The organism is Novipirellula sp., assembly GCF_041583735.1.
Lineage (GTDB): Bacteria > Planctomycetota > Planctomycetia > Pirellulales > Pirellulaceae > Novipirellula.
Genome location: NZ_JBFHFD010000170.1, coordinates 1 through 14,279, shown reverse-complemented (window position 1 = coordinate 14,279; position 14,279 = coordinate 1). Strand labels below are relative to the sequence as shown.

Sequence of the window (14,279 nt, the reverse complement as noted above, 5' to 3'; positions counted from 1 at the left end):
GTCATGAATTCCGGAATCAAAACGCTCGACGCAGACGGTTCACCCTGGAGCAATTCCATCACGCAACCATTGGACAACCAGCAAGGCACTGGAGTGCTCAACCTGTCACGTGTTTACGAGATGTATTCATCCGGGCAACAGCCTCCGGGGCGGGTCACTGCTCTCGGATACGACTTTGGCGAACTGCTCGGTACAGTCAACTCCGGCGGCGGAATCGTGACCTACGATCTCGGCAACGCCACGGTTGGTGGCGAAATCGACGTCACGCTGACCTGGGATCGACATACGTTCTGGAACGACGTCAATTCAAACGGGCGTATCGATTCGAGCGACAATTTTTATGTCGACCCCAACGACGCACAGGACAATCTTGATCTCGTTCTGTTGCGTGATTCGGTACCGGTCGCGCGATCTGAAAGCACGGTCGATAATGTCGAACACCTGCACGTGACCAATCTGCAACCGGGGCGATACGAACTACAGGTGCTCCGCCGTGACGTCGCCAATTCCGGCCCTGGAGAAACGTATGCGCTGGCATGGCATTCCAACGCCATCTACGCTCATCCGCCGAAGGTCGATTCGATCCAAGTTGGCCAATCAGCCTCTCGCAGCCTTGTCACCGAGGTCACTGTGAACTTCGATCAATTGGTCGAGCACGCCGAGCTGGCTAGTGCATTCGTGCTCACGAACACGTCGACCCAGACGCAGGTGGGGCAAATCAACGTGCTCGCGGCAGACAACGGGAACAAGACCTCGGCAAAACTGACCTTCGCGGGAGCAGCCACGTCGCCACACCAGGGGTCCGGGGCCTCGACAACTACTTTGGTTGACGGCAAATATGAACTGCGGATTCGCGCCGGCCACGTCATTGGCCAGGGCGGAATCGGGCAGGGCGGAATCTCGATGTCCGAAGACTATTTCTACACCGGTTCAGCGGGAACCGACGACTTCTTCCGACTCTTCGGCGATACCGACGGCGACCGAGACGTCGACGGACAGGACTATGGACGCTTTGGATTGACGTTTTTGCAAAATTCGCTGAATCCGAATTTCAATCCTCAGCTGGACTACGACGGTGACGGTGACATCGACGGCCAAGACTATGGCAACTTCGGAATACGTTTCCTCAAATCGCTTGATTGATCCAAGCGATCAGAGCCCATCAGCACTCCCATCGCCCCACCCCCGGCGAACCGACCGCCTCCCCAACCGATTGATGCCCGTCAACTGGCGGTCGGTCTGGTCAGTCAAGAACGGGCGAGCAAGACGCCCATCCGGTGGAAAAGGACTATCCGGCGGAGCAAGGTTTTTTTCCGCCAGAGATCGGTGCGCCACGGGAGTCGCCCGTTCGAGAGGGAGCCATCATTTGGCGGCGGAGGAACCAACGTGGCTCCTTTGATGCCAATCCGTCCCCTGCGTGTGGTTTTTCTCCAGAGTTTTTAAAGTTTTTTAACGTTGGCACAAATTCTGCAGAGGGCTTAACGGAGGTTTCTACACACCTTCTCTCCCGCACCATGTAACGACCGCTTGTATCGGAGCTACGCGATGTCCGCCGGCAATCTTCACCCCGCCTATCTTCCTCTTCGCCACGAGCAGCGACGCGTGTTGCGTCCCCGTGCGGCGGGCAGTGAGACGGTCAACCAACCCCTTCAGCTCCACGCGCACTCGCGGCCGTGGTGGGTGATGCTGATCGCCAGTGTCGTGGCTCTGGGAACCAGCGGCTACCTGGCGTGGTCGTCCTTCACCGCATCCCCCGTCGCCGGTTGCGACGGAGGCAGCCTCTTCAATTGTGAACACGTGCTGCACAGTCGGTGGTCGACGGTCTTGTCCCTGCCGGTCAGTGTTCCCGCGTTGGCGCTGTACGCCACCGTCATCTCGCTACTGCTTTGGAATCCGGTGTCGGAGTCCGTTGCACGAACGCGCTGGACGATCCTGGGCGCTGCGTCGCTGACCGCCGGATTGGCGGCGATCTGGTTTGTCGCCCTGCAAGTGTTTTCGCTCAATCACCTGTGTCCCTACTGCCTGGTCGCCCACAGCTGCGGGATCGTTCTCGCCGCGACGTTCCTGTGGAATCGCCCGATCACCTCGGCTGGACTGAAGTGGTCGGCAGGGTTTGCCGGCCTCTCCTTGATCGGGTTGATCGCGTTGCAGAGCATGAATGCGGAACCGGAGACGTTCGAGGTGATCGAATACCCCGACGCGGCTCCGGCTCAGGTTGGAACGTCCGTGACATCGCCGATCGAGCCGCAAGAAGAGATGCTGTTTGAATCACCGGTCGCATCTTTGGATGCGGATTCAAATCAGCTGGCCAAGGATCTCGGACGTGAGTTCGAGTCCGTCGTCGCGGTGCTGGTCCATCCGGCGTCACTGTTGACGCTCCAGGTCACCGAACCGGCCAGCCAACCCCGCACCGTTAGCATTCTCAACGGAATGAAACTGGCCCCCGCCAGTTGGCCGTTGCTGGGCAAGCCCGATGCGCAGCTGGTTCTCGTGGAGATGTTTGACTACACCTGCCCGCACTGCCGGCGAACGCACGAGACCATTGAACAGGTCAGAAAGCAGTACGGTGATCGTCTCGCGGTGGTCACGCTGCCGGTCCCACTCGACGGCAAGTGCAACCCGACCATCCGCTCGACCCATGCCAGTCATCGCGAATCCTGTGAGCTTGCCAAGCTGGCGATCGCCGTTTGGCTGACCGACCGCAGCCAATTCGACGGTTTTCACAGTTACCTGTTCGACGCCCAGCCCGGCTACGCACAAGCGATGGCGAAGGCAAAGGCAACCGTCGACGGCGACAAACTGGATCAGCACTTGCGCAGCACCTTGCCCGCCGACTTCATCAAGCAGCACGTCACGCTGTATCAAAAAGGCGGTGCCGGGACGATCCCCAAGTTCCTGTTCCCCAAGGCGACGACCGTCGGAGCCATCGAATCATCCGACGCGATGATTCGTTTGATCAACCAACACCTGTCTTCTTAGAGACGGGCGAGAGCCGCAACGACCGCAAAGACCACACGGCAACCGTTTATCGCTGCGCAATCGCAAGCGTTCGATTCGCCGAGGGGGGGAATTGCCGGCCGGGACAGCCGGTGACGTTTAATCGTCGGCCCCGAAAGTTCGACGCGGCAGGATCGCATCGATCCCCCGTGTCATTCGGCAAGAAGGATGTATGCCAACTGAGCCAAGATCAGCACGACGCAAACCGACGCGAACAACGATTTTTCCACCACGGTCCATCGACCTGGTTGAGTGATGCTGTCGCTGTCGTCGTGGTTTGGTGTGGCTCCAAGGGCCAGTCCGCCGGTCCAGCGGCCGAGCAGGACGAGGCTCTCGACGATCACCACTGCGGCGAAAGTGTAGCCCACGTCGGCCAAGCTGAATCTACGTGAGGGGATCCACAATTGTAAGAATTCCAGACCTACCAACAACGCCAACGCGGCGGCGAGCATCTGGCGTCGCACGGCATCCCAAGCCGCTGCACCCAACAAGCAGGCGGGAATCAAGCAGACGGCCATCGTCATCACGAAGGTGCGGAAATCGAATTGGGCGTCCAACCAAGAGACGACCGGGCTCGGCAAAAACACCAAATCTGCTGCGGTGGTCGATGGTTTGACAATCGCGTAGGCCGCGACGCCTAACGTCACCACAAACCAAACACCAACCAACCTCAGTCGCCACGATTTCGGCGTTCCACGTTCCGGCGGGACGGTGGAGATCTCCGGGAATTCATTGGCTGCCAATGGTGTGCATCCATTTGTGTTGAAACTGCCGTCCTCAGAGACTTGATGGTTGGCGTACCTTTGCGCAAACCTCGCGAGATCGATCGCCTGCAGCCAGATCTGACTTGGACTGAGCAGCATCGATACGGACTTGATAGCCCGGTCGGTCCGCGATGTCGACCGGTGATGGTTCGTCACCGATCGAGCATGCCTGTCGTAGATCACGAATGAATTGCGCTAGAATCGACTTTCGCCCCAAGTGCTTGACCGCATAAACGCGCGCCGCGGCGCCCAATGTTTCCCGCAAGTTGCGGTCACCGGCCAATCGGACGATTGCGTCGCAAAATGCGGCAGAGTCGGCCGGCGGCACGATGATGCCGTGTCCGTCAACGACATCGGCAATTTGGGTTCCGATTGAAGCACAAGCGACGATGGGGCGTCCGGTGGCGAGCATGCCAGTCAACTTGGACGGCATCACCAGATCCGCGGCGTCGGCCTTTTGGGGAAGCAAATGAATGTCTGCCGAATTCATCAATTCGTTAAACCGCTCCATCGGCTGGACCGGAAGGAATTGGACGTTTGCCAAACCCCGCGATGCGTTCAGCAAATCATCGTAGGCGGCACCACGTCCACAGATCACGAAGTGTAGATTCTCATCTCGAGTGGTTTGGCGTGCGGCGTCCAAGATAATCTCCAGCCCCTGCTTGGCTCCGATATTACCCGCGTACAGCGCAACACACTTCCCCGTCGGAATTCCGAATGTTGCACGGATGGAATCAATCGTCCGCTTCCTCTCTGCGGTGCCGTCAGTGACCTCCGAATGGTCGGCATCTGGATCGGCCATTGGCTCAAGCGGCTTCATCACATCGCAGTCGACCCAATTGGGAAATGCAACCACACGCTCCTCGGCCACTCCTTTCTGGACGAGCTTCATCAGCATGTTCGGTGAAATGCTGGAGACACGATCGAATCGTCGCATCAGAAAAGCTTCGGCAGCCAATACAAATCGTTTCAACATCGGCTGCTTGAGAATTCCGAGTTCAAAGGCAGCATCGATCTCAAAATCCTGAACGTGCAGCCAAGCCTTGGCTCCGGTCAAACGTGCAGCAATCCATGTCGTCGGCATACAAAGGGCGGCGGGTTCGACGGTCATCACAACGTCAGGGCGAAACCGGATCACGCTCCAAAACACTGCCGGAATGCTCGACAATCCGAAGGACGCCAAATGGATCACGCGTTTCAGCCCCGAGACGGTTGTTGGCACCCACAACGGGCATCGAATCACTTCGACACGTCCCCTGCTGTCCACCGATTCGGTCACTTCTCGCGAATAGAGACTCCCGCGATATCCGTCCAAGATCTTCCATTGAGGGTAGTAGGGAGGTGTGGTGACAACGACCACGTCGTGCCCACCCTCGGCAAGCTCCTGAACCATCTCCCCCGAATACTTCCCGATCCCGATCTCTTCGGGCGCGTAGTTCAAGCCGTGTAGTAGTATTCTCATTCGTTTTCTTCGTCCCTTCAGAGTGAACAACGTGGGATGGCCTTCCAGCCCGTCAATCCAAAATCACCAGCTGACATTGGCGAGTTCATCATGTCGCTGGACTGGCCGAAGCGTGGCCGCAGAACCCGTCCCCAAAAAACGCACCTTCGGACAAATGCAGACACGCCATTGCCTCACATCGTCGGTGAAGATAGGTGAGCAACGTTCGTCCTGCTCCGCGTCTGCCACGCATGGACGAGACGTCTTGTGAATTCAGGTGAACGGGACTTTGAAAGGTGCGACCGGTCTGGAAAATCGACATCGCTGTATTGGAAGTCTGCCACCACGAAGGCCACGCCGCGTTCGGCAATGAATTCACGAAAGGCCTCGATTCCGTTCTGGATCGGTTCGGAATTCCGAAAGAGTGAGACCCTTGAAGAATGCATCGGGACATCAAAACACACGACTTTCGCCCCATTGGCCAATGCCAAATCGATCAATTCACCTGCAGGCGTGTCTTCCGTTGGTGGCAGATCCTTCTCAAATTCGCGAATCGCCGAATTCAACGTATCCTCAAAATGGATCATCGCCTGGACCCTATCGGAGTCCGTCCGAATGCCGCCCTCGGCAACCAAGTCGGCGATCCCCGGCGGTCGCTCAACCTTCGTAGAATCTAGAATCGTCTGGATCTTGCTCTTCAGCATGCCCCGCCAACTCATCCCAATAATCTCGCGTTTTCCCAGCACCAGAAAGTCTCGCAGCGGAGCTCGGATGGCCAACTTGATCCGACCTTCCAAATCGAGATGGGACGACATCAGTGTGACCGGATCGATGGTGGTAACCGAATCTAAATAGAGGTGCCAACGCCAGGGATCGGATTCCCGGATCTCGTGATCCCAAAAGAACTCATCCAATGTGTAGAAACTCGGTAGGCACTGTGGCGTCTCGACGAAGATGGTCGATCCCCGAAGTGCATCCGGGTTCGCCGCGAGTCGATTTCGCAGTGCGTGCAAATGTATTGTAGGGGGGCAATTTCCCATCCCAAGGTTGATCACGCATCTCGCCTTCGATCCGATCATCGCCCGCCGAAATACATCCTCATCGACGGCCGATCGTGTGCGACTGGTGCCGACAAACAGAATCTGCGAACGAGGTAGTTCCGAGGTGATGATTCGGTCGCGATACCAATTGAGTGATCCACCAGTGCTCCACCGACTTTGGTACGTCAGCTCAACAACGGCGATCATTAGGATGGGCAAACAGATCCATTGCAATGCCATCCACTTGACAGCAGGGCGATCGGAGTTGTTCATGTTGCAGACTTGAGACGTATCCGGCGAAACTAAAACTGAAAATAGACAAACGCCTCAGACTGCAATGGTGTCAGCACAATGATCGCAATCAGAATCGCAGTGCATAGCGACGGACCGATGCCGAAATTCCAACCTCGGATTTCGGAAGGATGGTCAGAGTCTTTTGTTAAGACATCGAAACTGATCATCATTCCCGCAAAGATCGCAAGCTGCACGGCCAAGAACACGGCCTGATTGGTCGGCGTCAGGTCAAAGCTTGCCAGCGCTTGCAAGAAACCCAGTACCTGTGGAAATGATTCAGCCCGAAACAACAGCCAGCCGAAGCAGGTAAACGCGAAAAAGACCAGCCATTGAAAAAACACCCCGATCGCTGAAGCTCGACTGCGTTCCACCAATGCGTCTTTCGCCCGATAGGCAATCAGCAGGAGTCCGTGAAAGACACCCCATGCGACGAACGTCCAGGCGGCACCATGCCACAGTCCCCCCAACACCATGGTCGTCATCAGATTGCGATAGGTGGTCCGCCGTCCGTGGCGGCTACCACCCAACGGAATGTACAAATAGTCTCGCAGCCAACTGGATAAACTAATGTGCCACCGACTCCAGAACTCGGACGGGTTAAGCGAACTGTAGGGCAATGCGAAATTGCGCATCAACCGAATTCCTAGCAACAACGACACGCCTCTCGCGATTTTCGAGTAGCCGGCAAAGTCCCCATAAATCTGAAACGTGAATGCGAGGATTCCGATACAGGCCAATAGACATGACTCGGGACGAGTCACCGAGAACACTTCATTGGAAACGATCGCAAGATTGTCGGCGATCACCATCTTCAAGAAGAATCCCTTCAGGATCAGCCAACCACCGTCGATCCAATTGGCGACACTGACCGTGCGTGGCAATCGAATCTGCGGCAACAGGTTCGAGGCCCGCTCGATCGGCCCCGCGACTAGTTGGGGGAAGAACGATACGAACAGCGCAAAATTGAGGAAGTTCGTTTCCGCGTCAAGTGAACGACGGTAGACATCGATCGTGTAGCTCATGGTTTGAAACGTATAAAACGATATCCCCACGGGCAGTACAATCTGTAGCGTTTCGTAGTTGGCCTGCAGTCCCAAGGCCGTCAACACGCCAGCAAAGCTCGAAGCAAAGAAGTTGAAGTATTTGAAAATTCCCAACAAAGAGAGGTTCAGGATGCAGCTGGCGGAAAGCAACACCTTTCTCTGTGTTTCACCTTCGGTCGTTTGCAGTGTTCTCGCGATGATGTAATCACAGAGCGTGGATGCAAAAATAAGAGAGAGGAAACGATAGTCCCAAAAGCTGTAAAAAGTGTAGCTGGCGACAAGCAGCAATACGTTCTGTGCGCGGTGCTTCAGCAGAAAGTAGAGCGGCAAAAGCGTCGCCAGGAAGAGCAGGAAAAACCACGAATTGAATAGCATTTCTACAACCGCTGAACGGAAAACACCGGGCCGTTCGCAACGCCGTTCAACATCCGCCAATCGCCAATCGTTGGCTGACGGATGAGGTTCAACCGGCAATCATTTCAAGGAACAGGTTGAGTCGACTGAAGGGCCGACTCCGGGCACTCGTGGTTGGACTTCACAACGCCCATCTGTGTCGCTTCGCCTGGTGCAATTTGAAGCTCTTGAATCTTGCAGTACACCTGCGTGAAGTAGCCCATTTTCAGGATCGCAAACGCGAGTCCACGCTTCCCATCCAAGAAGCCGCCCATCATGAAGTACGCGCCGAAGAAGTAGACGATGCCCGCAAACGGCGACTCGATTAACCGATACTTGATTTTCTGTTTCAGCGTCAGCGGCATCGTTGTCTCGCCGCGCGTCTTCATCTGCAAGAACCGACGTGCTTCCCAAGAAGAGTACTCGTTGTGTTTTGCGATGTAGTGGGAAACATCGCGAAAGTCGCGGTGATCGATCCTGCTTTCGATCTTCCCCACCTCACCATCGATGATCGGGTGCTCATGAATCTCCATGTCCAGGTGACTCCATCGCGATTCATCAATCCGCTCATACTCACCGGCCCCGACACGAAACAGCGCCAGCTTCTTCAGCGGATACCCATGCTTCAGTTCCTGCCCCAGAAAGTAGATCGAATAATTCAACCAATACCCTGATGCCTTGGACTTCGGAAGCGTGTTGGCGAGTTCCCGTTTGAAATCATCCGAGAGAATCTCATCGGAATCTAAGAAAAGTACCCATCGAGTCTTTGGCGTATGATTGCGGAGGAACCAGTTTCGCTTTTTGGGGAATTTGCCGTCCCACTGGAATTGCACAAGCGTGGCACCATGCTCTGCGGCGATGCTCGCTGTCGCATCTTGGCTGCAGGAATCAACGACGACAATTTCGGACGCGAATCCCCTGCCGATCGCCTGCAAGCATTCCGAGAGTCTCTCCCCATCATTTTTCGTCGGGATGACGATTGTTAAATCGATCATTTGCAGTTTGAACCACCACGTTTCTTGATCAAGGTTGCGGGGTTTCCCACATACACTCCTTCTTCCTCGGCGTCGCGGCACAGGACGGAACGTGCCCCAATGACTGCGCGATCACCGATGCTGACTCCCGGGCCGACAAACGCCTCCGCGGCGACCCACGCTCCTTCGCCCACCTGAATCGGTTTTGCAACGAGCTGAAAATCAGGGTCGCGAATATCATGCGTTGCCGCACATAAGGTCGTCCCCTGAGAAATGATCGCACCACGGCGAAGCCTGATCCGAGCCATGCAGTAGCAATTAACGCCAGGCCCCAAACAGGCGTGCGGTTCCATTACCAAATTGCTCGGAAGCCAAATCTTGACATTCGAGTACACATGAGCGGTCCAGTCGATGTCCGCGCCGAACATCCGTAAGATCGCGACCCGATACCGATGTAACGGGGGAGGTGTCCAAGAGGCGAGGATGAGCCACGTGAATTTCCAAAACACGCGCATCAACCGGTTACCCAAAGAGTAGCTGGCGCCACCTTCGCTGGGCTTCGCCGCTGACGCATCTAATAACGCACTACTTGACATAAAGACCTCTCCTCAGGACGCGCTGACGACAACGCGATTGTGCCGACAGAGTTTTTCTTCTGCTCCGGCCACAGAATCATTGATCGCGGCGATCAATCGCTTGGCGGCAGCCTCAGGCAAGAAATGATTCGTATAACACGACTTTGCCGCCGCCGCCATTTCGGCCCGCTGCGGACCGGAAAGCCCTGTCCATCCTCGCAGCAGCCGCATTGTGCCCTCCTCAGTATCCTCGTCGACGATGGCCGCACCGTCCGCGGCGATTTCTTGGTGGATGTTGATCTGATTGCTAATCAGTACAGGTTTTCCGCATGCGAGAGCTTCGACGACCGCGATCCCAAAATTCTCTTGATGGCTGGGCAATACCATGGCTTCACATCCATAAAACGCGCCCCACTTTGCGTCGCCTTGTAGCATTCCGGGAAAGTAAACCGTCGGCCGAGCCGTTTCGCCACTGCCGGATTGATCGGTTAAGCCCAGATCGGATGCGAGAGCCTGCATCTGTCGAGAAAAAGCGGAATCCAAGGGACCCGCGACGACAAGCGGGGGCAGTTTTTCGCTGTGGTTTTTGGCGAGCTGAGCGTAACTTCGCAGCAAATGGTCGACACCTTTCTTGGGATGAATCCGACTGAGGTAAAGCAAGAAGGATCGGCCCTTGAGTTGCGGACACTTCTGTTGGAATTGTTCGCGCATCGACACTGAAAACTCAGGCGGTTTTGCGACACCGTACCCGACGTTGAACTCGCGACGCGGTCGGTAGGGCCGAAAGGGTTCACGGGCAAGTTCCAATTCTCGTTGGCAAGTAAACAGGATGCCATCGGCTTGATTGATCACACGGTTCTCAAGCAGTTTCCAGTACAGATAGTTGCGGTAGGCTTTCAGGCGTCTTGAAGGATCGTTCTGAAACCAGGGGTCCAACATCCCATGCGGCATCACGAACAGCTTGGGTGTTCTTGCATGGTGTTTTCGGTAATCTGCGATTGCACGTGTGACGGCGGAGGAGTGATACAACCAGAGGGCGTGAACAATCACCGCGTCAAAACGTTCAAGATTTCGGTCTAGCCATGGGCGAAGAGCAGCCGAGAAGGCCCAAGGTCCGGCTCCACGGCCGATGCGATGAATCGGAAACGGGTCCACTGTGCGAATCGGATCATCCAAGCAGACGACCTCGTCTTCGACACCGAGCGATTGAAGTGCCGGCACCAGGTTTCGGATCCCCTGACAGGGACCGCCGGAACTTGGATCCATCGTCGGAATTGTGCGTAGAATTCGCATTTGTTAGTTCACAAAACCCGTTTCACGAGTGAAGTACTTGGCATCATTCGGGAGACTCTTGATTCGCCTGGCCGGCACACCTGCGTAGAGCTGATGCGATTCCGTGTACTCCTTGCTCAACAAAGACTTCGCCCCAAGGACGCTACTCGGCGGCAAGACGGCGCCTCCTAATACGACTGAGTCCGTCCCGATGAAACAATAGTCACCGATCGTGATGGGGCGTGCGTCCTGGCGATTCGCAATGACGTCAATCGAGTGAGTCAAGAATTGGGAGCCATACCCAGCGATGGTGACAAAGTCACCGATCAAGATTCGCTCTGTACAATCTAGATGATGGTTTTTCGTAATCGCACTCTGCGTACCGACGACCAATTCCGGTCGACGGCCGGAGATGTGCTGGAAATGATTCGGGTTGTTTTTTGGGAAACCAGTGATCCAATTTCCACGTCCGATCTTCGACGACTCACCCAGTTCCAGCCTGTCCAGGTGAATCGCAACACTGAAATGATCAATTCGAGAGGATGGCCCCATCACCAAGTGTTTCGGAAAGATCCACGCGAGTCCGATTCTCGCGGTTCGATGGAGCTGGTATCCGAGCCAACGCTGGAGAATGATTCGTTTGATCGACCAAGGAAGTACGATGATTGCGAGGAAGAGCAGCTTCTTCATTCAGTTGCCTAGCCCGTGCATCTCGAAATACTTACGCATCATCTCTTCGGGTTTGAAACGCTCGCAGTTGAGTCGCCCAGCTTCGATCAGACTGCATCGACGGGCAGGGTTTCGCAACTCGGTGATCGCTTCCGCAAATGCGTGCGGATCGTATGGATTCGCGTGGATGGCCGCACCGCCGCTGACCTCGGGCATCGGCTGCACATCGCTCGCGATCACGGGGGCCCCACATGCCTGGGCTTCGATTAGCGGCCACCCAAAGCCTTCCGAAAAGGACGGGAAGACAAATGCAAAGCAACGGCTATAGAGAGCCCTCAACGTTTCATGGTCGGGACGTCGCACCTGAATGACTCTCTCTGCGAGTCCCAGCTGCGAAGCCCGCAATTCGAGCTCAGAAGTCAGCGGAGCACCGGCAAAAACAATTGCCCCGCTCCATTGCGTCCCCGCTTTCGCCGCCATCTCCAGCAACATCGCCCGGTTCTTTCGACCGAGCGACGAACCGATATGAAGCAGAAAGGATTCTTCAGGATCAACCCCCGCTGATTGAAGCAATGGCTTCGCCTCGTGGCAGGGCATCGGAGAGAAATTCGCGTTAAACCCGTTAAGCACGACGCTCCAGTCACGTTGGTCCGGTGGACAGGCATCGGTCACCGATTTTGCAAGTGACTGCAGTTGCGTGAGCGTGGTGGCCGAGACGGCTGCAACCTTCTTGGATCTTGTAAGATTCCGCAGGATCCAAGCCTGCATCAGCTTGCCGGCCTTCGATGCGGGGCAATGAGCATCCACGTCGCCCCGGGCTCCCCGTATCGCCAGGACATCATGGCAGGTGATGGCAGATTGGTCAGGGGGAAGTTGCCGCATGTAGAACGCGTTGGAGTGATCTGCGACGTGAAAACAAGCGTCATGCAGTGTTCCGTCGCGACGCATCGTTGCGATTCGCTTGCGAAGCACTCGTGGATAACGCACCCATTTGTCGAGGTAACCGAGCCACTTGGAAATCCCGGACGTCGTGCTTGAGTGCTTCTTCGCAAAAAGCACTTCGGGCCGCCAAATCTCGGCGGCAATCCCCTGGTCCTCCGCTCCGCGCCGCAACATCTCCGCAAATCGTTCCATGCTCTGTTGGCGATCCGGCGGGTAATTTCCGATGATGATGAGCTTAGGCATGTGTTGATCGCCTCTTGGGACGGGAAACCGGCAATCCCGAAACAGGCCTCGGCTTTTTCATCGCCGCCAGCATGAGTCCGCCGCTCAACACGATAAAACCTAACGCTGTCGGTTGAGATGTGTTTCCCATGAACATTGAATGGATGCCAACACTACCGAGAATCAATGGCAACGGGTTGCCAAGCTTCACCGCGAGAAGTGAACGCAGTGTCATCGAAGCGGTTAGGAAGCCACGATACAGGATCATCAAGAGCCCCAGCAGCGGCCCCAACTCTCCAATTGTTGCCCCCCAGCCTCCCTCAGCAATGAGAAAAGCGTGGCTGCTACCGGTCAGCAATTTCGCACCCGCATTGGTGCCCATTCCAATACCTAGCCCGGCAACCGGAACGGTGTCGATCGACTCGAAGGCGCTCACCACTCCATAGCCGATGATCCGGTTCTCGACGACTCCGGCGACACCGTCGCCTTCACCTTCTGCTTGAGTTGCTGCTTCCCATCGTGAACTGAACGCTTCCATCGCGGTCTGAAACACCGCCGACTGAGACGCGCACGCGACGACGATCGCAAGCCCCAACGAAGCCGGAAGAATGTTTTTCAATAGCCTTGGAGAAATCCCAGCCGCCAATGCAGCAAAGAAGAACGTGATCGCATACTGAAAGGCGATTGCCCGGCTGATCGCCAATGGCATCGCAATCACTAAACAACCGCCCGACACCCACAGCCATTTGGGAAGCGGTCGCGGCCCGCTTACCAGCCAGCCGACAAACAGTGCAGCAGCTAAAGAATAGAAACAGGCAACACCGTTGGAAAAACTGAACGTCCCCGCGCTGCGGTGCCGACCGCCCGCACCGCTGAACACAGACGTTCCCTCGCCGCCGACGCCTACGTTCACGAAGTGGGATTGCGGCAAATAGAATTGCATCGCCAGCAGAATCGTCATCGGGATTGCGATGAGCAAGGTCACTTTCGAAAAATGCCACACATCGCTCCGGTCAAAGACCGCAGGGAAAAGGAAAATGAGCGGGAAATGTAGAATCAAAATCCTTGCGCCGAACAACGCGACGGAAAGACTACCGTGACCGAGCCCAACGGCCAGCGGAATCGCGAGCAGTCCGACCCCGACAAAGCCCCAGACCCAAATGTTCTGTAGCAAGTATTTGTAGCCCAAATACAATGCGGCGATGCATATCGGATCTCGTATCACAAGAAGCGGTGTCGCAAGCTGAGGTAACACCCATTTCCTGAGGGCACCCTCAAAGATGACCAGAAGAAAGTAGGCCCACAACAACAGGCGAATCTGTCTTTTTCGATCCGACATTACGATTTGCAATCCGCAGATCGCGTGGCGAGACTCAGGGCGGGAAACACGGCGACAGGCAACTTCTGAACAAGGATGCACGGCCTACTGGACCGTTGCAGCCACCTCAGGACGATTGTTAGGTCTAACGGTCTTATGAAGCCAGGCAAATCGCAACTTGATCATCGATGCAAACCCAGGCCGAAGTCGTTCCGAAATCAAACTCAACCCTACCGACGCGACAAAAGCGAGTCCGATTCCGAGCAGGTTGGTCCGCCCATGATCAAAACGGACTGCGCCCGAGATGGCGGCAAAGAACGCCAGCAATGGAAAGT

The 14,279-nt window shown here is 55.9% G+C and carries 12 protein-coding genes and 1 pseudogene; 2 read left to right on the top strand and 11 right to left on the bottom strand.

What is annotated here, in order from left to right:
* Positions 1-1,143 (top strand): annotated as a pseudogene (locus tag ABX962_RS14555) (hypothetical protein); the annotation flags it as partial.
* Between the two features lie 402 nt (positions 1,144-1,545).
* Positions 1,546-2,979, top strand: a complete 1,434-nt coding sequence (locus ABX962_RS14550; protein ID WP_372720596.1) for a vitamin K epoxide reductase family protein — start codon at positions 1,546-1,548, stop codon at positions 2,977-2,979.
* Between the two features lie 170 nt (positions 2,980-3,149).
* On the opposite strand, the gene ABX962_RS14545 is transcribed toward ABX962_RS14550, so the two are convergent.
* From ABX962_RS14545 to ABX962_RS14495, 11 genes are all read right to left on the bottom strand, one after another.
* The gene (locus ABX962_RS14545) at positions 3,150-3,740 is read right to left on the bottom strand and encodes a hypothetical protein (protein ID WP_372720594.1); all 591 of its coding nucleotides are present in this window, start codon (positions 3,738-3,740) and stop codon (positions 3,150-3,152) included.
* Positions 3,741-3,774: 34 nt separating this feature from the next.
* Positions 3,775-5,223 carry a glycosyltransferase WbuB gene (locus tag ABX962_RS14540; RefSeq protein WP_372720592.1) on the bottom strand — a complete coding sequence of 483 codons (1,449 nt, stop codon included), beginning with the start codon at positions 5,221-5,223 and terminating at the stop codon, positions 3,775-3,777.
* A gap of 173 nt (positions 5,224-5,396) precedes the next feature.
* Positions 5,397-6,515 (bottom strand): hypothetical protein, encoded by a 1,119-nt coding sequence (locus tag ABX962_RS14535; protein ID WP_372720590.1) that lies wholly within the window; start codon positions 6,513-6,515, stop codon positions 5,397-5,399.
* A gap of 29 nt (positions 6,516-6,544) precedes the next feature.
* Positions 6,545-7,954 (bottom strand): MBOAT family protein, encoded by a 1,410-nt coding sequence (locus ABX962_RS14530; protein WP_372720589.1) that lies wholly within the window; start codon positions 7,952-7,954, stop codon positions 6,545-6,547.
* 104 nt (positions 7,955-8,058) lie between these two features.
* On the bottom strand, positions 8,059-8,967 hold the full coding sequence (locus ABX962_RS14525; protein WP_372720587.1) for a glycosyltransferase family 2 protein: 909 nt from the start codon (positions 8,965-8,967) through the stop codon (positions 8,059-8,061).
* Positions 8,964-9,542 (bottom strand): putative colanic acid biosynthesis acetyltransferase, encoded by a 579-nt coding sequence (locus ABX962_RS14520; protein ID WP_372720585.1) that lies wholly within the window; start codon positions 9,540-9,542, stop codon positions 8,964-8,966. Before ABX962_RS14520 ends, ABX962_RS14525 begins: the two co-directional genes overlap by 4 nt.
* Positions 9,543-9,554: 12 nt before the next feature.
* The gene (locus tag ABX962_RS14515; protein ID WP_372720583.1) at positions 9,555-10,814 is read right to left on the bottom strand and encodes a glycosyltransferase; all 1,260 of its coding nucleotides are present in this window, start codon (positions 10,812-10,814) and stop codon (positions 9,555-9,557) included.
* 3 nt (positions 10,815-10,817) lie between these two features.
* Positions 10,818-11,483, bottom strand: coding sequence for a hypothetical protein (locus ABX962_RS14510; protein WP_372720582.1), 666 nt, complete (start codon positions 11,481-11,483; stop codon positions 10,818-10,820).
* A complete protein-coding gene (locus ABX962_RS14505) occupies positions 11,484-12,647 on the bottom strand; it encodes a glycosyltransferase family 4 protein (protein WP_372720580.1) in 1,164 nt (387 codons plus the stop codon).
* Positions 12,640-13,965 (bottom strand): hypothetical protein, encoded by a 1,326-nt coding sequence (locus ABX962_RS14500; RefSeq protein ID WP_372720578.1) that lies wholly within the window; start codon positions 13,963-13,965, stop codon positions 12,640-12,642. The genes ABX962_RS14505 and ABX962_RS14500 overlap by 8 nt, the downstream gene beginning before the upstream one ends.
* Positions 13,966-14,049: 84 nt before the next feature.
* Positions 14,050-14,279, bottom strand: a 230-nt coding sequence (locus ABX962_RS14495; RefSeq protein ID WP_372720576.1) for a hypothetical protein, incomplete at its 5' end; no start/stop codon positions are given.

Excerpts from the sequence above, each read along its gene's own strand:
- ABX962_RS14550 (WP_372720596.1), top strand. The coding sequence starts at position 1,546 with ATGTCCGCCGGCAATCTTCACCCCGCCTATCTTCCTCTTCGCCACGAG.
- ABX962_RS14540 (WP_372720592.1), bottom strand. The coding sequence starts at position 5,223 with ATGAGAATACTACTACACGGCTTGAACTACGCGCCCGAAGAGATCGGG.
- ABX962_RS14535 (WP_372720590.1), bottom strand. The coding sequence starts at position 6,515 with ATGAACAACTCCGATCGCCCTGCTGTCAAGTGGATGGCATTGCAATGG.
- ABX962_RS14530 (WP_372720589.1), bottom strand. The coding sequence starts at position 7,954 with ATGCTATTCAATTCGTGGTTTTTCCTGCTCTTCCTGGCGACGCTTTTG.
- ABX962_RS14525 (WP_372720587.1), bottom strand. The coding sequence starts at position 8,967 with ATGATCGATTTAACAATCGTCATCCCGACGAAAAATGATGGGGAGAGA.
- ABX962_RS14520 (WP_372720585.1), bottom strand. The coding sequence starts at position 9,542 with ATGTCAAGTAGTGCGTTATTAGATGCGTCAGCGGCGAAGCCCAGCGAA.
- ABX962_RS14515 (WP_372720583.1), bottom strand. The coding sequence starts at position 10,814 with ATGCGAATTCTACGCACAATTCCGACGATGGATCCAAGTTCCGGCGGT.
- ABX962_RS14510 (WP_372720582.1), bottom strand. The coding sequence starts at position 11,483 with ATGAAGAAGCTGCTCTTCCTCGCAATCATCGTACTTCCTTGGTCGATC.
- ABX962_RS14505 (WP_372720580.1), bottom strand. The coding sequence starts at position 12,647 with ATGCCTAAGCTCATCATCATCGGAAATTACCCGCCGGATCGCCAACAG.
- ABX962_RS14500 (WP_372720578.1), bottom strand. The coding sequence starts at position 13,965 with ATGTCGGATCGAAAAAGACAGATTCGCCTGTTGTTGTGGGCCTACTTT.